17 protein-coding genes and 2 pseudogenes are annotated in these 21,199 nt (G+C 65.3%); 3 read left to right on the top strand and 16 right to left on the bottom strand.

Annotation, left to right across the window (positions count from 1 at the left end):
* Nucleotides 1-48: 48 nt before the first annotated feature.
* Together D6C00_RS01840 and cysS are read right to left on the bottom strand one after the other, a co-directional pair.
* Nucleotides 49-447 (bottom strand): DUF2892 domain-containing protein, encoded by a 399-nt coding sequence (locus D6C00_RS01840; RefSeq protein WP_158675248.1) that lies wholly within the window; start codon nt 445-447, stop codon nt 49-51.
* 186 nt (nt 448-633) lie between these two features.
* Nucleotides 634-2,038 (bottom strand): annotated as a pseudogene (gene cysS, locus D6C00_RS01845) (cysteine--tRNA ligase).
* A gap of 2,938 nt (nt 2,039-4,976) precedes the next feature.
* On the opposite strand from cysS, the gene D6C00_RS01850 reads away from it, so the two are divergent.
* Nucleotides 4,977-5,138 (top strand): hypothetical protein, encoded by a 162-nt coding sequence (locus D6C00_RS01850; RefSeq protein WP_241546770.1) that lies wholly within the window; start codon nt 4,977-4,979, stop codon nt 5,136-5,138.
* Between the two features lie 182 nt (nt 5,139-5,320).
* Here the strand turns inward: D6C00_RS01850 and D6C00_RS01855 are convergent, their stop codons facing one another.
* The 3 genes from D6C00_RS01855 to D6C00_RS01865 form a co-directional block, all read right to left on the bottom strand.
* Complete coding sequence (locus D6C00_RS01855; RefSeq protein WP_125180048.1) at nt 5,321-6,034, bottom strand: hypothetical protein; 714 nt, start codon at nt 6,032-6,034, stop codon at nt 5,321-5,323.
* A complete protein-coding gene (locus D6C00_RS01860) occupies nt 6,031-6,846 on the bottom strand; it encodes a ferritin-like domain-containing protein (protein ID WP_125180049.1) in 816 nt (271 codons plus the stop codon). The genes D6C00_RS01855 and D6C00_RS01860 overlap by 4 nt, the downstream gene beginning before the upstream one ends.
* 122 nt (nt 6,847-6,968) lie before the next feature.
* Nucleotides 6,969-8,219, bottom strand: coding sequence for a glycerate kinase type-2 family protein (locus tag D6C00_RS01865; RefSeq protein WP_125180050.1), 1,251 nt, complete (start codon nt 8,217-8,219; stop codon nt 6,969-6,971).
* Nucleotides 8,220-8,354: 135 nt separating this feature from the next.
* Here D6C00_RS01865 and D6C00_RS01870 point away from each other — a divergent pair, with 135 nt between their 5' ends.
* Nucleotides 8,355-8,720 carry a hypothetical protein gene (locus D6C00_RS01870; protein ID WP_125180051.1) on the top strand — a complete coding sequence of 122 codons (366 nt, stop codon included), beginning with the start codon at nt 8,355-8,357 and terminating at the stop codon, nt 8,718-8,720.
* 207 nt (nt 8,721-8,927) lie between these two features.
* Here D6C00_RS01870 and D6C00_RS01875 read toward each other — a convergent pair whose 3' ends face one another.
* The 11 genes and pseudogenes from D6C00_RS01875 to D6C00_RS01925 form a co-directional block, all read right to left on the bottom strand.
* Nucleotides 8,928-10,133 carry an O-succinylhomoserine sulfhydrylase gene (locus D6C00_RS01875; protein WP_125180052.1) on the bottom strand — a complete coding sequence of 402 codons (1,206 nt, stop codon included), beginning with the start codon at nt 10,131-10,133 and terminating at the stop codon, nt 8,928-8,930.
* A 242-nt stretch (nt 10,134-10,375) separates the two neighbouring features.
* Nucleotides 10,376-11,889, bottom strand: a pseudogene (gene purF, locus D6C00_RS01880) (amidophosphoribosyltransferase).
* A 305-nt stretch (nt 11,890-12,194) separates the two neighbouring features.
* Nucleotides 12,195-12,686: a CvpA family protein gene (locus D6C00_RS01885; protein WP_317623003.1), complete on the bottom strand. Its 492-nt coding sequence runs from the start codon at nt 12,684-12,686 to the stop codon at nt 12,195-12,197.
* 97 nt (nt 12,687-12,783) lie between these two features.
* Nucleotides 12,784-13,413, bottom strand: a complete 630-nt coding sequence (locus tag D6C00_RS01890; RefSeq protein ID WP_125180053.1) for an SPOR domain-containing protein — start codon at nt 13,411-13,413, stop codon at nt 12,784-12,786.
* A 3-nt stretch (nt 13,414-13,416) separates the two neighbouring features.
* Entirely contained in the window at nt 13,417-14,703 is a 1,287-nt protein-coding gene (gene folC, locus D6C00_RS01895) for a bifunctional tetrahydrofolate synthase/dihydrofolate synthase (protein ID WP_125180054.1), read from the bottom strand.
* 126 nt (nt 14,704-14,829) lie between these two features.
* Entirely contained in the window at nt 14,830-15,690 is an 861-nt protein-coding gene (gene accD / locus D6C00_RS01900; RefSeq protein ID WP_125180055.1) for an acetyl-CoA carboxylase, carboxyltransferase subunit beta, read from the bottom strand.
* Nucleotides 15,691-15,761: 71 nt separating this feature from the next.
* On the bottom strand, nt 15,762-16,589 hold the full coding sequence (gene trpA, locus D6C00_RS01905) for a tryptophan synthase subunit alpha (protein WP_125180056.1): 828 nt from the start codon (nt 16,587-16,589) through the stop codon (nt 15,762-15,764).
* The gene (gene trpB / locus D6C00_RS01910; protein ID WP_125182318.1) at nt 16,586-17,794 is read right to left on the bottom strand and encodes a tryptophan synthase subunit beta; all 1,209 of its coding nucleotides are present in this window, start codon (nt 17,792-17,794) and stop codon (nt 16,586-16,588) included. The genes trpA and trpB overlap by 4 nt, the downstream gene beginning before the upstream one ends.
* Nucleotides 17,795-17,798: 4 nt before the next feature.
* Complete coding sequence (locus tag D6C00_RS01915; protein WP_125180057.1) at nt 17,799-18,425, bottom strand: phosphoribosylanthranilate isomerase; 627 nt, start codon at nt 18,423-18,425, stop codon at nt 17,799-17,801.
* Nucleotides 18,426-18,517: 92 nt separating this feature from the next.
* Nucleotides 18,518-19,297, bottom strand: a complete 780-nt coding sequence (gene truA, locus D6C00_RS01920; protein WP_177433193.1) for a tRNA pseudouridine(38-40) synthase TruA — start codon at nt 19,295-19,297, stop codon at nt 18,518-18,520.
* A gap of 206 nt (nt 19,298-19,503) precedes the next feature.
* Nucleotides 19,504-20,214 carry a hypothetical protein gene (locus D6C00_RS01925; RefSeq protein WP_125180058.1) on the bottom strand — a complete coding sequence of 237 codons (711 nt, stop codon included), beginning with the start codon at nt 20,212-20,214 and terminating at the stop codon, nt 19,504-19,506.
* 218 nt (nt 20,215-20,432) lie between these two features.
* On the opposite strand from D6C00_RS01925, the gene D6C00_RS01930 reads away from it, so the two are divergent.
* Nucleotides 20,433-21,194: a class I SAM-dependent methyltransferase gene (locus tag D6C00_RS01930; protein ID WP_125180059.1), complete on the top strand. Its 762-nt coding sequence runs from the start codon at nt 20,433-20,435 to the stop codon at nt 21,192-21,194.
* Nucleotides 21,195-21,199 lie beyond the last annotated feature (5 nt).

Raw genomic sequence — 21,199 nt, forward strand, 5'->3', positions numbered from 1 at the left:
CGGCACCCGGCTGAACAGCGTCATGGCGGGGGGACGGCGGTCACCGGCTCACCGGAAGCCGGCGAACTTGAGCGAGATCAGTACCGGACATACGCCGCTTATCCCTGCCCCCAGGATGGCGAAACCCATGAAACCAGGAAAGAACCAGAGCATCTCGGTGAACACGAACACGGACAGGATCAGGAACAGCGAGACCATGATCCGCCAGGCCCGTTCGGCATCGAAGGGCAGCTGCAGGCGGCGCCGGGCGGGTGCGAAGTCATCGCCATCGACCAGGCAGCCACTCTCGCCGCCGGACAGTCGCCCGAGCACCAGCGGCAGGCGCAGGTTGGTCACGCCCTCCAGCAGCATGACCACGATCAGACCCAGGATCAGGCCGGGCAGTTCGAAATACAGTGCCACCAGCAACAATGTGCCCAGCAGCGCGCGATAGATTCGATCGGTCATGTGTCTCCGCCTGCCTGACGCCCACCCGTCATTGCAGTGGGTCATGTGAATACAACTTTATGTTTTTTAGTGATAAACCGTCTATTTTCCTATAGCGGCGGCAGGCGGGAAATCTTGATGGATTCGGTCTAAACCGGGGCGGGGGAGAGGATCACCGGCGGAGGCTGAAAAACGTGATCAGCGCCTTCAGGCCCGGCGCCAGCTGGTGCCTTCGGGCCCGTCCTCGAGCAGGATGCCCTGGGCCTTGAGCTCATCGCGCGGATGCGGTCGGACTCGGCCCAGTTCTTCTCCGCCCGGGCCTGGCGGCGCCGGGTGATCAGGGCCTCGATCTGAACGCCATCCAGTTCGCTCCCGCCGGCGCCGGCTCCGCGCAGGTAGTCTTCCGGATCGGCCTGCAGCAGTCCGATGACCCCGCCCAGGCGGTGCAGGGTGGCGGCCAGCACGGCGGCGCGGTCAGGATCCTCGCTCTTGGCACGGTTCAGTTCGCGGGCCAGCTCGAACAGCTGGGCGATGGCCTCGGGGGTGTTGAAGTCGTCGTCCATGCGGGCCCGGAAATCCGCCACCGCCTGCGCATCCGGCTCATCGGCGGGACTGACACCGCGCAGCGCGGTATAGAGCCGGTCCAGCGCGCCGCGGGCCTTGTGCAGATTTGCCTCGGTGTAGTTCAGCGGACTACGATAGTGGCTGCTGAGGATGAAGAACCGCACCACCTCGGGCAGGAATTGTGACAGCACTTCACGCACGGTGAAGAAGTTGCCCAGCGATTTGGACATCTTCTCCTCGTCGACCTGAACGAAGCCGTTGTGGATCCAGTAGTTGACGAAGTGGCAGCCGGTGGCCGCCTCGGACTGGGCGATCTCGTTCTCGTGATGAGGGGGAACTTGAGGTCCATGCGGCCGCCGTGATGTCGAAATGCGCACTCAGGCATTCGTTGACATGGCCGAGCATTCGATGTGGCCACCCCCGGCTCGGCCCGGTCCCCCCAGGGGGAATCCGCAGCTCGGCGCGTCCGGCTTGGGCCGCCTTCCACAGCACGAAGTCCAGCGGATCGGCCTTGGCCTCGTCAACATCGATGCGGGCAACCGGCGCGGCAGCCGAATCCGGCTTCTCGCCGGACAGGCGGCCATGGACTCGAAAACCGGCTGACACATGCATAAAGACGTCATTCACCATTGCCCGCCTGATAGGCCGTAGCCCCGGTCCACCGGGGTGGCGATCATGTCGAGGAATGCACTGCATCGACGTGGTAGCCCGCGCTCATGATAGGGGGGCGCACACCCAGCGCGGCGCTGTCCTCAGTGCATGGCTTCGATGAAGCGGGGATCCGGGAGGTCCATGGAAATCGACTCGCCCTTCTCGTTGGCGCGCTGGATGATCTTTGTCGTAATGTCGGTTGATGTGCGCCATGGTCAGCTCAAGCCCAGCTCGCGCGATAACGTGGCGATCACGTTCGAAACACCACCAGCACCCGGCGTGCCCCAGGTGACAGTAGTGCATAGACCGTCATGCCGCAGAACATACATCCCACCCGGCCGGGTTAGTGGCGGAATACCTCTTCTCGCGGGGTCAGGCTGTTGTAGATCTGCAGCATGCTGTTTCCCACCCCCTTGGGGGGGTTTTTAAATCCGTTCAGTTGTTGCACAGGGCCGCGGCCCGGCGCAGGGCGGCGCTGATGCGGGGCTTGCCCAGCAGGGTCACAGCGCGGCCGAGTTCGAGGCCGGTGCAGCCAACGCCGCCGTGTTTTCGGGATCGTACAGCTCGCCGGTTGAGGGGCCGCACGCAGCGGCATGAACAGCTGTTTGCCCTTGACGCCGGCAGCCTGGCCCACGGCCTTGGCATAGGATCGGAAATCCGCGTGGCCGGCATTGATCTCGGCGTCGGCGGTCTCGAAGAAGGACCGTCCGGCGTCCCTGATCACCTGCCTCGCGTCGGGATGTAGTTGTCGTCCGCTCGGCAACAGGTTGGTGGCCCGACGAAGGCATCGCCGGCAATCTAGATATTGTCGGCGGATTGGCCTGCACGAAGGCGATAGCCGGTCGGTGGAACGAATCGGCCAGCGGTCCTGCCGTGATGAATCTGTGACCTGTGCAACCACTCCCACATGCTCGCATCGGTGGCATGCTGAATGGCCTCCGCTGACCATTGCCAGCTCTGCGGTCGTGCCGGGCCGGGGCGCCCTGCCCAGACGATCCCGGTGAGAACCCTGCGCAAGCTCTTCCAAAACCCGATAGCCATCCTGTTCACAGGTATGCCCCAGCCGGGCCAGGTGATTGCACAGGGCGTCGGGCAGATAGCCGGTCTCGCGCAGTTCGCGCAGACTCTGGCTGCGTGAACGCTTGGACAGGGCGCGCCGTCCTCACAGCACGATCATGGTAATGGGGCCGTAGGCCGGTGCCGGGAGATTCCCAGCGCATCGGGAGCATGACTGGCGCGGGGTGTTGTGCAGGTTATCCTCGCCACGCAGCACATGTCCACGCCCCATCGGGCATCGTCGATGGCATGCTGAAAAGAGGCCGCGGCTGCCGTCGCCGCGGCGGATATGAAAATCAACGATCTCCTCGCTGCGAAAACGCTCGCCCCCCGCACCCTGTCATGAAAACTCGATCTTCTCCTCGCCCCCGGCGGCAACCCGGAAGCCGCATGTCGGCGCGGCGGCCCCCCGCGCGCGGGCGCGCCGTTCATCGGGCACTGAGCCGGCACATGTGCCGGGAGAACGCGGGGCTGCCCGGCACCTGCTGCGCCTTGCGCGCGATGGCGAAGCTCCTGTGGCGCTGCTGTAGCAGGGTAGCCAGGGCGGGGGCCGCGATCACCGCTTCGAAATAAGTTCTAGATCCCGGCCCCGTTCGGACTGGGCATAGGGCCCCGCATCGCCGCTGCACCACCCCGGACCCGTCATGCACAGTTCCAGACCCAGCCAGCGCAGATCGCGCTGCAGCTGCTCGCCGTACTTATCCCCCGGCGGCGCTCGCGATCCGTGTCCCCTCGATGGCGCAGCAGGAGACCGCCGCCGTGATGCCGGCCAGCAGGGCGTTGACAGGCGGTGCGGGGGCGGTGCCGGGGTGGCATCTCCCCCGTGGGACTGGTGCGAACGGGTTGTGACGAGGGCTGCCTCATTCGGGCGGAATCATAGCCTTATCATCAGGTTCCAGTGCCAGACGCCGGGTGCCAGGCTATCGGCAATGGGAACCGGCGGGTTTTTCCCTTCTCCCCGCCGGGAAAGCCGTTATCTGACATGGCCGCGTCCGAACCGCCGCAACGAGCACGCCATCATGTTGAAAACGATTATTATTCCAGATCTGGCCGGCCCTGATCCTGCTCGCCGCTTCACATTCACGCCGCACGACCAAGAGCCGATCCGTGACGGTACGCATGCGACCACATGGGCGACTCGTCCTCGAACTCGAACGCGCGAAAAGCCCCCGTCACCCGTGAGAACTTCCTGGAATACGCACGTTTCCGGATCCTACTACTGCAAACAGCTTCCTCGTGTCATAACCCGGCTTCAAATGATCCAGGGCGGCTGGTTTCGAGCCCGGCATAGGCAGAAGCATACCCGTAGCCCCCGATCAAGAAGAACGAGCCGACAACGGCCTGAAGAACGTCGAAGGCGCCTCCCGCCATGGCCGCACCACCTGACACCGAACTCGGCCTCCTCCAGAGTTCTTCAGCATGTGAAGGACAACGGAGTTTCCCTCACTTCACCTCGACCACACCCGCAGGGCTGGGGTACTACTGAAACTGTGGCGTCTTCGGCAAGTCACCGAGGATCTGGACGTGTTCACGCCATCGAGAAGGTCGCCACCATGCAGCGAGGGCGGCCACCAGGACGTCCGCAGGAGGACTCGTGATCGATGAATGAGTCACGGAAGTCGAGGAATAGACTCACACACAGGCCGCCGTGCTGCGGCCGTACCTCAGAGCCTGGATAACACACACCCCCCCTGCAAATGCACACCCTGTTTCAATCTCCGACCGGCAATCTGGTACCCGCAGCGTCCGCAGATCCGGGCGCTGTTCACCCGCTTTATCTGTGATGCACTCGATCCCGCCCCGACCCGCACCGAGGTCTGTACATCCCGGCGAACCTGTTTCGAAGCCGGGATCGGGGATGACGAGAACAACCTTCCTATCAAGGAAATGCGAGAAATTGCGCGCCTGTCATCACGAGCGTATAATCAGCAACCTCATTCCACGGCAACCGCGACTTCCTGCTCGGGCCCGCTCGCCGAACTCATGGCGACCAGCTCCCGATGACCCCCGCCCGCATCGACCGCTACGGCAACAACCGACCCTGCTGATTGCACGGCGACACCCCCTGTGCACCGATGAACCTGGAATACTCTAGGCCTTCGCCGGCGAGTGCGCGATCCCGACTGGCACGACAATTCCTGGCCCTGGCCCCTGGCCGAGCGGTCGGCGGATGGCCCGGCCTGCGCGAACCAGCCGCGAACAGGACGCAACCAAGCGTCCTAAAGAAGAGCATTGATGTCAACCGGAGTCCGTTCATAAAGGCAAGGCGCGAGGCCGTCGTGCAGACCCTGAATTCACGCCACACCCACCGACCCGCTGTGCACGAATTCGACCTCGACGGCCGCCCTGCCCGGCGTATCGTGCTGGGGGACTGGTACGATCAGGGCAGTGTGCTGGAGGTTTCCGCCGCGGGCTGGGAACTGCATGGGTTGCAGCCCTAGCCTGTAATCACACCAAAGCACACCAGGATCACAAAGTTAAGGAAACCCTGATTATTACCCTTCTTGTCATTGCGAGAAGCGCAGCGACGCGGCGATCTCTAACCGACTGATTCTGCAGTACGAGATTGCTTCGCTACGTTTATGCCCTATGGGTACTCGCAATGACAGTCTGTTTGAATTAATCAGAGGTCCCCGGATGATCCAGCCCCACGCGCTGGTAGTCCTCGGGCAGGGTGAACAGGGCGGCCGGAACTGCCCGGTCCTGCTCTGTAGTTGACCAGCACCTGGGCCCGCCCCCCCTCATGCGACCACTGCACCGGCAGGCCCTCGTCCAGATAGCGGGTCGCGCCCTGAACATAGTTGGCATAGAAGCAGGGCCCGCGCATGGCCTCGGGGGTCAGATCCAGGTCACGGAACTGGCGCGCGGCCAGGATCTGCTGATACTGGCGCAGCGCGGCGGTGACATCGGGCAGCAGGGTCGGCACCACATGGGCAGTCATGCACAACTCGCCGTCGGCGATTACATCGACCCGGCTGACCGACTCTCCGCCGATGGGCGGCGCATCGGCATCCTTCCGGACCCGCACCTCGATCTGCGGCGAGCCTTCGACCTCCGTGACCTCGCTGTCGGCGATGGTCAGGATGTTCCGGCTCTGATGATTGACGTTGTGGAGCACGCCCGCGTCGCGGTCGACCAGCAGGAAATTGCCCCCATCCGCGCCGTCATCCAGGCGCAGGAAGGCTCGTGTGACCAGGATACGCACGGGATAGGGCGCGATACCCTGCTCGCTTTCCTGGTAGTGCAGGATAGTGGCATCCCGGGTGGATTCGGCGCCGGCGGGCAGCTGCAGCAGCATACCGGCAAGCATTGCGCAGATTGACAGGCTTCGTTTCATGTAGGGATTCCGTCCAGCGCCTCCAGCCCGGCCAGTTCCGTGTCGCTGAAACCGGCCTGCCGGCGCGCCTCGATGTGAAAGGGACCGCGCACCCCGCCGGGGATGTATTCCCGGATCAGGGCCTGGAACCGGGCCTCGGGTTCGACCCCGCGTCGGGCGCAGCAGTAACGGTACCAGCGGGTACCGATTTCAACATGCCCGATCTCGTCGTGCAAAATGATTTCCAGCAGGGCCACGGTGCGCTCGTCGCCGGCCTCGCGCAGGCGCTGCATCATGCCGGGCGTGACATCCAGCCCGCGCGCCTCCAGCACCCTGGGCACCAGCGCCATGCGCACCAGCACGTCATGCGCGGTCTCCAGCGCCATCGACCAGAGGCCGTTGTGGGCCGGAAAATCGCCATAGTCATACCCCAGTTCCTGCAGTCGCTCGCGCAGCAGGCCGAAGTGATATGCCTCCTCGGCGGCGACCCGGGCCCAGTCGCGGTAATAATCGGGCGGCATGCCGGCAAAGCGGGCCACCGCGTCCCAGGCCAGGTTGATGGCGTTGAACTCGATGTGGGCAATGGCATGCACCAGCGCGGCCTGCCCTTCGGGGCTGCCCAGCCGGCGGCGCGGCAGGTCGCGCGGCGGCACCAGCTCCGGGCGCGCAGGCCGGCCGGGGGCATCGAATGCCGAACCGGCGGCAGCCGGATCCACCGCCAGACGACCGGCCTGCAGGGCGCCGAAGGCATCCCGACTCAGACGGCACTTGGCGGCGGGATCGGATTCGGCCAGACAGGCGCGGGCGGCGGTGATCAGGCAGGAATCAGGCATGGAGGAGATTATATCAACAAGCCAGGGGACAATCCGTCATTGCGGGGGCAGCACCTAAGCAGTTTTCAGATCTGCCGCCGCGTACAGAGATTGCTTCGCCACATGGGGCTCGCAATGACGGATCAGTCCGGGGCATCTGCCTTCCAGCCGATCACCAGGTCCATCACATTGGTGCCGGTCGGGCCGGTGACGATCAGGTCGCCACTGGCCTCCAGGAAGGTGCCGGCGTCGGCCGCCGTCAGGGCCGCTGCGGCCGACAGGCCCTCGACCCCGCCCCGCTCAAGCGTCCCGCCGTCGACCAGCGCCCCGGCCGCATCGGTCGGACCGTCGCTGCCGTCGGTGCCGGCGGCCAGCAGCCGGCAGTCGTGGCGACCGGCCAGTTCGATCGCCGCCGCCAGAGCCAGGTGCTGGTTGCGCCCGCCCTGCCCCGGAGACTCGGGTAACCGCACCGTGGTCTCGCCGCCCCAGACATGCACCCCCGGCGCGCCTGTCAGCAGCTCCCGCGCCAGGCGGCGACCGGCGTCGGCGGCATCACCGGCCAAGTGTTCGGGGTGCAGATGCACTGGCAGTCCCCGGGCTGCGACGGCACCGGCCACGGCCTGCAGGGCATCGTCCAGGCGGGCGAGAACATGGCAGTCAATACGTTCGAAATCCTTCGGGTCGGGCCGGGCGGGTACGGCGACCGGCAGGCGCACACGCAAAGCCTCAGGCAGCGCAATATCATCCAGCCCGGCAACCGGGGGCGACACCAGCAGACCCGAACCGATACTGGCCGGATCATCCCCCGGCACATCACTGATCAGCCCGCATCGGACCCGGCGCCCGCGCAGATAATCGGCCAGCCGGCCGCCCTTGATGCGGGAGACGCTCGCCCGCACCCGGTTCATGGCGACGATGTCCAGACCGCTGCCGAGCAGCCAGTCGTTGAGTGCGACCAGATCATCCAGGTTCACGCCGGCGACCGGCGCCTCGACCAGGCTGGAGCTGCCGCCCGAAATCAGAAACACCCATTCCTGCCCGGCCGGTGCTTCGCCAATGAAGGCCAGCAGCCGCTCGCCCGCCGCCAGGCTGGCGGCATCGGGCAGCGGGTGGCCGGCCTCACGGCACTCGATGCGTGGATCGGCACAGTGTTCGCTGCGGCTGTAACCCTGTTTGGTGATCGACAGGCCCGCGGCCAGACGTGTGCCCAGGGCGTTCACGGCACCATCCAGCATGCCCTCGGCCGCCTTGCCGATCGCGACCAGCCGCACCGGCGTTTGCCCCGGCAGGGCCGCCAGCCAGCGCCGCGTGACGGCCTCACCACGCACCCGCTCCAGGCCGGCACGGTACCATTCAAGAATCAGATTCCTGGATGTTTTATTATTTAAATTCATTTAATTGAATAATATTTCCAGAATCATTATCAGGAAGGGGCTTTGATCTGTATCAGGTCATTGTTACCAGGCTTTGACAGCCGCACCGGGCTGGGGCAATCTGCCAGAAAACCAGGATCACGGGGAGGCAGGGCCATGGCTGCGCAGGAACATCGGCTCGAGGTTTATGAACCCTACGATTACACCGGCACCAATCCCCTGCCGCTGTCCGGCGTCGGCACGCTGCGCGGCGGCAACGGCGCCTTCTATTACCTGGTGGAACCGGCCAGGCCACTGGAGCTGAACGGCGAACGGATCAACCAGCTGCTGGTGCTGCCGCGCTATACCGGTGATCCCATGTGCAACATCGAGGACGGCAGCTGCACGGTCAACATCGAATATGTCATCCCCGGCGCCCGGCTGGAACCCGATACCCCCTTCTCCTATAACGACATCAAGCATTGGGGCGTGGGCAAGATCACCCGGGCCAACGGGAACGGGAACGGCAACGGGAAGGGCTGAACGCCGTCTCTGACAACTCACTGATAAAAAGCCTGAACCGCAAAGGCGCATAAGGCGCGCGAAGAGACTATGCATCAAACAAGGATATGCCCCGCATTGCTATCCTGACACTGTCTTGCGCATCTTCGCATTCTGACACCTGTACCTTTGCGCGCCTTATGCGCCTTTGCGGTTTTATGCGCGCAGTTGGGGCAACCGCGCGACGAGCTAGCTGCCGTCCGCCACCGCATCCAGCCCGCGGGCCAGATCGGCCCGAATGTCATCGATATCCTCCAGCCCCACCGCCACCCGGATCAGGCCGTCACCGATGCCGCTGTCGGCGCGCGCCTCGGGCGTGAGCCGGCCGTGGGTGGTGGTCGCCGGATGGGTGATGGTGGACTTGGTATCGCCCAGGTTGGCGGTGATGGACAGCAGCTCGGTGGCATCGATCACCTGCCAGGCCGCGTCGCGTCCACCCTTGACGTCGAAACTCACAATCCCGCCGAAATCCGACTGCTGCTCCCGCGCCAATGCATGCTGGGGATGGGACTCCAGCCCCGGGTAGTAAACCCGCTCGACCGCCGGGTGCACCTCCAGCCAGCGCGCCAGCCCGGCGGCATTGACACAGTGCGCCTGCATCCTGACCTTGAGCGTCTCCAGCCCCTTCAGAAACACCCAGGCATTGAACGGGCTCATGGTGGGCCCGGCGGTGCGCAGAAACCCGAACACCTCCTGCCCCACCCGCTCGGCATCGCCGACCACCGCGCCGCCAACGCAGCGGCCCTGACCGTCCAGGTACTTGGTGGCCGAGTGAATGACGATGTCCGCGCCCTGATCGAGCGGGCGCTGCAGGATGGGGGTGCAAAAACAGTTGTCCACCACCAGCAGACAGTCGCGGGCATGCGCGATTTCGGCCAGCGCACGCACATCACCCAGCTCAGTGAGCGGGTTGGAGGGCGTCTCCAGAAACAGCAGCCGCGTCTCGGGCCGGATGGCTGCCTCCCAGGCCGCGTTGTCCGAGAGCTCGACATAGGTCGTCTCGATACCGCAGCGGGCCAGGTAATTGTTGAACAGCACCGTGGTGGTGCCGAAGATGCTGCGCGAGGAGACGATGTGGTCGCCCGCACGCAGCAGGCCCAGACAGGTGGCCAGTATGGCCGCCATCCCCGAAGCCGTCGCCACACAGGCCTCGCCGCCCTCCATCGCCGCCAGGCGGTCCTGGAAGGTACGCACCGTCGGGTTGGTGAAGCGCGAATAGATGTTGCCCGGCTCATCGCCGGCGAAGCGCGCCGCCGCCTCGCGGGCGCTGCCGAAGACATAGCTGGAGGTCGGAAAGATGGCTTCGGAGTGCTCGCCTTCCGGCGTGCGCACCTGGCCGGCGCGCACGGCCAGAGTGGCGAGGCCGTATTCCTTGTCGTTGTCTTTATTCTTCATGGGCGTTTCCTGGAAGGTCGTATCCGTAGGTCGGGTCAGCCGCAGCGCAACCCGACAATATGTCGTGGCCACGTCGGGTTACATCCTATCGGGCTAACCCGACCTACCCGCTACGACGCCGGCAGGTCACCGCAGCCGCCGGTTCGGGATCGTCGGCCGCATGGACGCGGCCGTCGAGCGTACAGGGACGTATTCACAGCGTATCCCGAGCCGGTGGCTGCGGTGACCTGTGATGCGATGTCTCAGCTGGTATTGCGCATCTCGATCACCTCGGCGTCATCACCGTCCCGCCGTTCCTGCTTGGCCATGTCGTTGCGCCGGCACTGCAGGTTCTCCAGATATTCCGGCGTGACATCGCCGGTAACGTATTCACCGTTGAACACCGAGCAGTCGAAGCGTTTCAACCGGGGGTTGGTCTTGTTCACGGCCTGGATCAGATCCTCCAGGTCCTGGAAGATCAGCTTGTCCGCGCCGATCTCGCGGGCCACCTCCTCGTCGCTGCGGCCGTGAGCGACCAGTTCGTCAGCCGTCGGCATGTCGATGCCGTAGACGTTGGGATAGCGCACCGCCGGCGAGGCGGAGGCGAAATAGACCTTATTGGCACCGGCCTCGCGCGCCATCTGGATGATCTGCTTGGAGGTGGTGCCGCGCACGATGGAATCATCCACCAGCAGCACGTTCTTGCCCTTGAACTCCAGCTCGATGGCATTGAGCTTCTGGCGCACGGACTTCTTGCGCTGCTGCTGGCCCGGCATGATGAAGGTGCGGCCGATGTAGCGGTTCTTGATGAAGCCCTCGCGGTATTTCACGCCCAGGGTATTGGCCATGCGCAGCGCCGAGGTACGGCTGGTGTCCGGGATGGGGATGATCACGTCGATGTCGTGGTCGATCCATTCCCGCTGGACCTTGGCCGCCAGCTTGTCGCCCATGCGCAGGCGGGCCTTGTAGACCGAGACATCGTCGAGGATGGAATCGGGCCGCGCCAGGTAGACATATTCGAAGATGCAGGGCGCATAGTCGGTACGTTCGGCGCACTGACGGGTGTGAAGCCGACCATCGAGGGTGATGAACACGGCCTCGCCCGGCTCGACGTCGGCGATCACCTCGAAGCCCAGCACGTCCAGGGCAACGCTCTCCGAGGCGACGATGTACTCCACACCGCTGTCGGTCTCGCGCTTGCCATAGACCAGAGGGCGGATGCCGTGAGGATCGCGGAAGGCAACCACGCCATAGCCGGTGATCATGGCCACGGCGGCATAGGCGCCATTGCAGCGCCGGTGCACGCCGCGTACGGCCTCGAAGACGTCGTTCTCGTCGATCTTCAGCCGCCCCTGGCTGTGCAGTTCATGGGCGAAGACGTTGAGCAGGATCTCGGAATCCGAGTCCGTGTTGATGTGACGCAGATCGTCCTCGAACAGATAACGCTTGAGCTGCTCGGCGTTGGTCAGATTGCCGTTGTGCGCCAGGCTGATACCGTAGGGCGAGTTGACGTAGAAGGGCTGGGCCTCGGCGCTGGATTCGCAGCCGGCAGTGGGATAGCGCACATGGCCGATGCCCATGTTGCCGAGCAGACGCAGCATGTGGCGGGTGTGGAAGACATCCCGAACCAGGCCGTTGTCCTTGCGCAGGTACAGCCGATGGTCGTCGCAGGTCATGATGCCGGCCGCGTCCTGGCCCCGGTGCTGAAGCACCGTGAGTCCGTCATAGATGGCCTGATTGACCCGTTCCCGGGCAACGATACGATGATTCCACACATGCGTGCTTTATACCTCTAGTGTCCTGTCATGCGTCTAATGACGCCTTCAGCAAGGCGAGAAGCGGCCAGATGCAAGGCGCTTGCCCGCCGGGGTAGCCATTCTACCTCAAGGGCAAGCAACGCGGCAGATGGCCGCTTATCGCCTTGCCCGAAGGGAGCCATCGAGCCGCGCCATTGCCGCGTTGCAGCACTTGACAAGGGAGTGACCATTGCCTGCGCGCTGCGCCTCGCCTCAAGGCGCCTACTGTTGGTGCACTGGCACGGCTCGATGGCTCTGAAGGTATCATTAGACGCATGACAGGACACTAAAACTGAATGTTGTCGGCGATGTCCGGCGGCAGGAACTCACGCAGCCACAGGGCCAGGGTCTCGGCATGGGGCATGAGCACTGACTCCTGCCACCAGGGGTCCTGCGGCAGCAGGGTCAGCCCGCCCAGCAGGACCAGCACGGCGACAATCACCACGCCGCGCACCACACCGAAGACAACGCCCAGCATGCGGTCGGTGCCGGACAGACCGGTCTTCTTCACCAACTGGCTGATCAGGTAACTGACCAGCGCGCCGAGAATCAGCACAATGACCAGCAGGGCAATGAAGGCCAGGGCATGGCGGATGGACGGCGTATCCACCCAGCGTGTCAGCCAGCCGGAGAACTCGGGGGCGAAGGCCAACGCGATCCAGATGGCGGCGACCCAGATACCCAGTGACATGGCCTCCTTGACGAAGCCGCGCAACAGGCTGATGCCCGCCGACAGGCCGACCACCAGCAGCATGACCACATCGACCCAGGTCAGCACCGCTTAACCCCCCGCCTCAGGCAAATACCGGTTTGTGCCAGGCGGCGGGGCCACCGGCGCTCAAGAACTCCTGTTCGCATCCGCGCATTCTAGCAAATCAGGGATGCTCTGTGACGAGTCCCTTGAGATCAAAGGCTTTGGCGATTTCGGCCTGGAGTTTTTCCGCCTCGGGGCGCTCCGGCACCGGCCCGACGCGCACCCGCCAGGTTGAGCCCGAGCCGGTGGTGGCCGACTCGACAAAGGCCTTGTAGCCCTGTTCCTGCAGACGGTCCTGCAACCGCTCGGCATTGGCCTGCTGGCTGAAGCTGGCCACCTGCACCACCCAGCCGCTGGCCGGTGCCGGCGTAGCGGTGGCGGTCGGCTGAGACGGCGCCGGAGCCGGTGTGGGTGCGGGCGCTGGCTCCGGGGCGGGTGCCGGCTCCGGCTTCGGGGCTGGGGCCGGGGCCGGCACGGGCTCGGCCTCGGCGACCGTCCCGGTTTCAGGCAAGGCGGCCTCGGGCGCATCCGGCACCCTGGCCGGTTCCGACACGGCCTCGGTCTCGGGCGGCGGCGGCAGCACCAGCGGTTCCACCCGGTCCTTCATCTTGTATTCGGGTGCCGGCGGCAGGTTGCTGCCGACCGGGCCCATGCCGTCGTCCGGCCCTTCCAGGATCATCGGGATGAAGATGGCCGCCAGCGCCACGATGACCGCCGCACCCACCAGACGTTGCTTGAGTTTATCGTCCATGCCTTACCCCTCTTGCTGAAAAGCCTGTTCGAGCAACTGCAGCACTTCCCCCACGGTAAGGAAAGAACCGAACACCACAATCCTGTCACCCGGCCGGCTGTCCGCCCGGGCCGCCTGCCAGGCCGGGGTGACAGCATCGAAGCCCGTCGCCCGCGCGCCGGCCCCGGCCAGCAACGGCAGTACGCTGTCCGCATGCCGGGCCCGCGTCCCGCTCAGGCTGCCAACATACCAGCAATCCACCCCGGGCAACAAAGGCGCGATCACACTGCGCACATCCTTGTCGGTCAGACCGGCATAGACCGCCCGGGTACGGCCCGCCGCCGGGTGTGTCGCCAGCCAGTCCGCCAGCGCCAGCGCCGCCTGGGCATTATGCGCCACATCCAGCACCAGCTCGACGCCGCCCGCCTCCAGCCGCTGGCAGCGCCCCGGCAGACCGGCCGCGGTCAGGCCTGCGACGATGGCCGGCCGCGCCACCGGCAGTCGCGGCTGCAGGCACTCGATGGCCATCAGGGCGGCGGCGGCATTGTGGAGCTGCACCCCGGCACCCAGTGTCGGCAGCGGCAACTCCTCCCATTCCCGCTGTAACGACCACCAGTCCCAGTACCCGTCGTGGGAGCGGCGGCTGCCGAAAGCCTGATCCAGGCCATACCAGTGGGCGCCGCATTCGGCCGCAGCCGCGGCCAGCCCGGCGGGCGGGTCGGGATCGCCGCAGACGGCGGGACGCTGCGGGCGAAAGATGCCGGCCTTCTCACGGGCAATCAGTTCGCGCGTCCCGCCCAGCCAGTCCATATGATCCAGACCTATGGAAGTCACGACCGCGACATCGGCGTCCAGGATATTGACCGCATCCAGGCGCCCACCCAGGCCGACTTCCAGCAGCATGACATCGACCTGCGCGCGCTCGAACAGCCAGAGCGCGGCCAGGGTGCCGAACTCGAAATAGGTCAGACTGATATCACCGCGCGCGGCATCAATGGCCTCGAAGGCGGCCATGATGCCGGCATCATCCACCTCGCGCCGTCCGATACGCAGGCGTTCGTTGTAGCGGATCAGATGGGGTGAGGTATAGAGCCCGGTGCGGTAACCGGCCTGACTGTAGATGGCCTCAAGGTACGCGAGCGTGGAACCCTTGCCGTTGGTTCCGCCCACGGTGACGACGGGACAGGTCGGCTGCAGCAGATCCAGGCGTTCGGCCACGGCGCGTACGCGCTCCAGGCCCAGCTCGATCTCGCGGGGATGCAGGGTCTCCTGCCAGCGCAGCCAGTCGGCCAGGGAGTCGAAGCGCGTCATTGCGAGCGCAGCGCGGCAATCTCGTAACGCCGCCTCATTTGTTGCGAGATTGCCACGTCGCTACGCTCCTCGCAATGACGTAAAACTTTTATCACTCAGGGGTGGAACCTGATAATGCAGAAAATTCTAGGATGCACTGCGATGCATAAAGATCCCCAGCAGCCGGGCAACCTTGTCGCGCATCTCGCGGCGGTCGACGATCATGTCGATCGCCCCGTGCTCCAGCAGGAATTCGCTGCGCTGGAAGCCCTCCGGCAGGGTCTCGCGCACAGTCTGTTCGATCACCCGCGGGCCGGCGAAACCGATCAGGGCATTGGGCTCGGCGATATGCACATCCCCCAGCATGGCCAGACTGGCGGAGACACCACCCATGGTCGGATCTGTCATCACGGAGATGTAAGGCAGGCCTGCCTGTTTCATGCGGCCGAGTGCGGCACTGGTCTTGGCCATCTGCATGAGCGAGAACAGGGCCTCCTGCATGCGCGCCCCGCCGCTGGCGGAGAAACATACCAGCGGCAGCTCGCGTTCCAGACAGTGGTTCACGGCGCGCACGAAACGCTCGCCCACCACCGAGCCCATGGAGCCGCCCATGAAGGCGAAGTCGAACGCGCTGGCGACCAGCGGAATGCCCTGCACCTGTCCCTGCATCACGATCAGGGCGTCGGACTCGCCGGTGCCCTTCTGGGCCTGGTTGAGGCGGTCGCGATATTTCTTGCTGTCGCGGAAACGCAGCATGTCCACGGGTTCGATCCGGCTGAACAACTCCTCGCGCCCAGCCTCGTCCAGGAAGGCCTGCAGCCGGCGGCGGGCACGGATGCGCATGTGATGGCCGCACTTGGGGCAGACTTCCTGGTTGCGCTCCAGCTCGGCGCGATAGATCACCGAGGCACAGGCGTCGCACTTGGTCCACAGACCCTCCGGCACGGTGCGCTTGTTACCGCCTTCGGTGCGGATGCGCGTGGGCATCAGTTTTTCGAACCAGCTCATGTATGACTCTCGATATCAGTTGTTGGGGTGCGGACAGCGCCTGGGGCCGGCGGATCCCGCAGTCCCCGGCTTCACGAGACGGCGGCTGCCGGCTGCTTTGCGTCCATGGCAGCGCGCATGGCACGCAGCTCCTCGGCCACCTTGTCCTTGATGGTCTCGGGATGATCGGTCGACTCGGCGATGTGACGCACCAACGCACTGCCGACGATCACGGCATCCGCGACCTGGCTGATACGCGCGGCGGACTCGGCATCCCGGATACCGAAACCGACGCCGATGGGCAGCGCGGCGATGGACTTGAGGTGGCCGACCTTCTCCGCCACCGCGTCCACGTCCAGCCGGGTGGCTCCGGTCACGCCCTTGAAGGAGACATAATAGAGGAAACCGCCGGCCTGCTCGACGATGCGCGCCACGCGCGCATCGGTGGTGGTCGGCGAGAGCAGGAAAATAGGGTCGATCTCGTGTGTCCTGAGTCCGGCAACCAGCTCGCCCGCCTCTTCCGGCGGCAGGTCGACGGTCAGCACGCCGTCCACGCCCGCCTGCTGCGCAGCAGCGGAAAATTCGGCGCAGCCCATGGCCTCGATGGGATTGAGATAGCCCATCAGCAGCACCGGCGTCTCGTCGTTATCGCGGCGGAACTCGGCCACCATCTCCAGCACCCGACGCAGGCTCATGTGGTGCCTCAGCGCCCGTTCGCAGGCGGCCTGGATGACCGGGCCATCGGCCATGGGATCTGAGAAGGGCACGCCCAGTTCGATGATGTCGGCGCCGGCCTCGACCATGGCGTGCATCAGCGGGACGGTGGTCTGCGGATCCGGATCGCCGGCGGTGACATAGGGAATCAGCGCCTTCCTGCCGGCCCGGCGCAGCGCCTCGAAGCGGGCTTGAATGCGGCTCATACCTCGATCCCCTCATGCGCCGCGACGGTGTGGATGTCCTTGTCGCCGCGCCCGGACAGGTTGACGACGATGATCTGATCCCTGCGCATGGTCGGGGCCAGTTTAGTGGCATAGGCCAGGGCATGGCTGGACTCCAGCGCCGGGATGATGCCTTCCATGCGGGTGAGATCGTGAAAGCCCTGCAGCGCCTCGTTATCGGTCACGGACACATAGCGGGCGCGGCCGCTGTCCTTGAGCCAGGCGTGCTCGGGGCCTACGCCGGGATAGTCCAGTCCGGCGGAGATGGAATGGGTCTCGGTGATCAGGCCGTCGTCGTCTTCCATCAGATAGGTGCGGTTGCCGTGCAGCACACCGGGGCGGCCGGCGCACAGGGGTGCGGAATGGCGCCCGGTTTCGATGCCGTCGCCGCCGCCCTCGACGCCATAGAGGGCCACGTCCCGGTCATCGAGAAAGGGATGGAACAGCCCGATGGCGTTGGAGCCGCCGCCGACACAGGCGATCAGGGCATCGGGCAGCCGGCCGGCCTGTGCCTGGATCTGCTGGCGTGCCTCACGGCCGATCACGGCCTGGAAGTCGCGCACCATGGCCGGATAGGGATGCGGGCCGGCCACGGTGCCGATGATGTAGAAGGTGTTGTCGACATTGGTGACCCAGTCGCGCATGGCCTCGTTGAGCGCATCCTTGAGCGTCTTCGAGCCGGACTCGACGCTCACCACCTCGGCGCCCAGCAGGCGCATGCGGTAGACGTTGCTGGACTGGCGCTTCATGTCCTCGGCGCCCATGTAGATGACGCACTCCAGACCCAGGCGCGCTGCCACGGTGGCGGTGGCCACGCCGTGCTGGCCGGCCCCGGTCTCGCCGATGATGCGGGTCTTGCCCATGTGCCGCGCCAGCAGGGCCTGGCCGACGGTATTGTTGATCTTGTGCGCGCCGGTGTGGTTCAGGTCCTCGCGCTTGAGATAGATCTGCGCGCCGCCCAGGTGATTGCTCCAGCGTTCGGCGTGATACAGCGGCGAGGGCCGGCCGACATAATAATGCAGGTCGCGGTCCAGCTCGGCCTGGAAGTCGGGATCATTCTTGAGCTTCTCGTAGGCCTGGCGCAGCTCCTCGATGGGTTCCATCAGGGTCTCGGCAACGAAGCGCCCGCCGTAGGGCCCGAAGTGCCCATTGGCATCGGGCAGGTCGGTGAAGTGCGGCGGCGCCATGGCTTCAGTCGGTGTTGACACGGTTGACTCCTTGGATGAAGGCGGCGATCTTCGCCGGGTCTTTGATCCCCTTGTCCTGCTCCACGCCGCTGCTGACATCCACGGCATAGGGCCGGGTGCTGCGCACGGCCTGTTCGATGTTGCCGGCATCCAGGCCGCCGGCCAGGATCAGCGGCCGCGGCCGCTCGGCCGGAATGCGTTCCCAGTCGAAGCGCTCGCCGCTGCCGCCCGGCACCGCCGGGTGCCAGGCATCGAGCAGGATGCCGGCGGCCCCGCGCCAGGTCTGCATGGCAGCGACCACGTCCATGTCCGGATGCATGCGCAGGGCCTTGATATAGGGATGGCCCAGGCCATCGCAGAATTCCGGCGACTCATCGCCGTGGAACTGCAGCAGGTCCAGCGGCAGCGCTGCCAGATGGTCGCGCACTGTCCCGGCGGTCGCATCCACGAACAGACCCACCCGGCTGACAAAGGGCGGCAGGGCCGCAATCACCGCCCGCGCCTGTTCGATATTCACCGCGCGCGGGCTGCGCTCGTAGAACACCAGCCCGATGGCATCGGCCCCGGCGGCGGCCGCGTCTGCGCCGTCCTCCGGTCGGGTGATACCGCAGATTTTAACGCGCACGCGCATGGACAGGCTACCGGATTCTCGCTGGATTAAACCCGCAATCCTGTCACAAGTGCATGGGAATTGCAGCTTTTGAGCGAGAAGTGAGGGGCAGTTCAGCCGATTCCCGGCAACACCGCTTCGGCGGGCAGGCCGAATTCCGGCGGATACGCCACTTTCACGAAATACAGCCCCCCGGCCGGGGCCGTAATCCCACTGCGCGAGCGGTCGCGTCCGGCCAGCAGTTCACCCAGCCAGTCCACCGGCTGCTCACCCTTGCCCACCGCCATCAGGCTGCCGGCGAGGTTGCGCACCATGTGGTGCAGGAAGGCATTGGCCTCGATGTCGAGCCAGATCAGATCCCCACGCCGCTGCAGCTCCAGCCGGTGCAGGGTCCGGACAGGATGCCTGGCCTGGCAGGCCAGTGCCCGGAAGGCGGAGAAGTCATGCTCGCCGAGCAGAGGCCGGGCCGCGGCCTGCATGGCCTCAACGTCCAGTGACCGGTGCTCCCAGCACACCCGGTTGCGCAGCAGCGCCGGGCGCTGGCCGCGGTTGAGGATGATATAGCGGTACTGACGCGCGGTTGCCCGGAAGCGGGCATGGAAATCCTCACTCACCGGCTGCGCCCAGGTTATGGCGACCTCCGGCGGCAAATTGGAATTGCCGCCCAGGATCCAGGAGCGCATACGCCGCTCGGCATGGGTATCGAAGTGCACCACCTGGGCGGTGGCATGCACGCCGGTATCGGTGCGCCCGGCGCAGACCACGTCCACGGGATGATCCGCCACCTTCGACAACGCCCGTTCCAGAGCTGTCTGCACGCTGGGGGCGTGGCTCTGGCGCTGCCAGCCGTTGAAGGCACTGCCGTCGTACTCTACCCCGAGGGCGATGCGCATCAGCGGCTCCCGGGGCGGTGGCGGCAGGAACGCAGAGAACGCAAAAGCGCGGAGACGCAAAGCAATCTCATTGCCATGTTTCTCCACTCTTCCGGGACAGAATTCGGGATTGAATGGCACTTACTAATGAGAACGGTAGTAACCATAACCACGTTATTCCCGCTTATGTAAGTGCCATTCAATTCGGGATCGGGTTTATCCATGCCTCATCCCAGACCGCCAAGCCACGGCAGCAGGAATACCAGCGCGATAAGCGCGGGCCAGGTCCATTCCCACCAGACCGGGCGCGGCTGCAACGGAATCTCCAATACCACCGGCGGGTCATTCTCCGCCGCCGCCAGCACCCGCTGCCACAGCCCCGGCAGGGCGGCGGCAAAGGCGCGCCACCGACGCAGCGGCGGCAGCTCCGCCTGCCACTGGCGGATAAGTTCCTGCGCCTGCGGCACCCGCTGCAGGGTGAGCACGATACGCACGTTCAGGCGCCGGGCATCCAGCCCGAGGCGCTGCAACGGCCGGGTCAGCCAGGCCAGCCCGACGAGCAGCTGCTCGCGCGAGGTGGTGGTCAGCAGCAGATAGACCGCCAGCACCATCCCCAGCAGGATCAAGGCCCGCACCCCGCCCGCGGCCAGGCCCTGCCAGCTCGGTGAAAGACTGCCAAGCGCCGGCGCCAGTGGCGTGCCCGGCGTGAGCCAGCCGTAGATGAACACCAGTGCGACCAGCAGCCAGCGCAGCCGCCGCAGCGCCTGCCCTGCTCCCGGTATGCGCAGTGACCCGCGTGCCGGCCAGGAGAACAGCACGAAGGCCGCCAGCCCGCCCAACCCCAGTCCCAGTACCGGCCCGCGGGCATGCGCCAGCCCGGCGGCAAACACCAGCAGGGCCAGGATACGGATGGCGGGAGACGGAGATGCAAGGGACATGGCGGGATTCTACCTGCTCTGATCGCGCCAAGGCCATTATTCTCCTGAGAAAATGATGGAATGAGCGCACCGCCCGGCAACACCGTCCGGGCAGACGCACGGCCACGCAGGATCGGACCTCTTCAGGTACAGAAACAGTAAACCCGGAATTCCGTCGGCTTGATTTCCACCGACAGGATCAGGAAGATCACGGCATTCCGAAGCAACAGAGACCACGCATGAGCCAGTCGCAGATCAAGACCGACGAGAAGAAACAGCATTTCGACGACATCTATGTCGCCGAGAATCCCGTGCCCTTCAAGGAACGCATCCTGGATGCGCTGGATTACATTTCCGATGATTTCAACCGCCGGATGTTCGACCGCCTGATCCTGCCCTGGGTCAGGGACAAGGCCCAGCGCGGGGAGACCGTCAACTACGTCGATCTGTGCGCCTGTTTCGGCAACACCACCATGGCCACTGTCTACGGCATGGACTACGAGGCCATCCGCCACAACTGGCGGGATGTCGATGCCTGCTGGAAGATCGAAGCCGAACGCCGCTTTCCGGCCCATACCACCGGCATCGACATCTCCGCCAACGCCATGGCCTACGGCCAGGGCTGCGGCCTGTTCGACGAGACCGTCGTGGCCGACCTGAACGCTCCCGCACCGGAGGCCAGACAGGCCGTCGACACGGCAATGGAGAACGCCGATGTGGTGATCTCCACCGCCTCGCTGGTCTATCTGGAGCCGGAGGTGATCGCGGGCCTGATCGATGCCTTCGCCCGTGCCCCGCGCGAGGGCTACATGCTGGTCAATTTCCTCAACCCCTTCAGCCTGGACAAGGCGGACCTGACCAAGCGCCTGCTGCTGGAGCGTCTGGAGTTCGTCGGCAGCATGGCCACCCGTCACCGCCGCATGTCGCCGCTGGAACAGGAGAATTATCCCGGCGAGGAATGGTCGCTGCTGGAGATCTGGGTGCTGCGCCGCAAGCCCTGAGAACG

Origin of the sequence: Thiohalobacter thiocyanaticus (assembly GCF_003932505.1) — a bacterium.
GTDB classification, from domain to species: Bacteria; Pseudomonadota; Gammaproteobacteria; order Thiohalobacterales; family Thiohalobacteraceae; genus Thiohalobacter; species Thiohalobacter thiocyanaticus.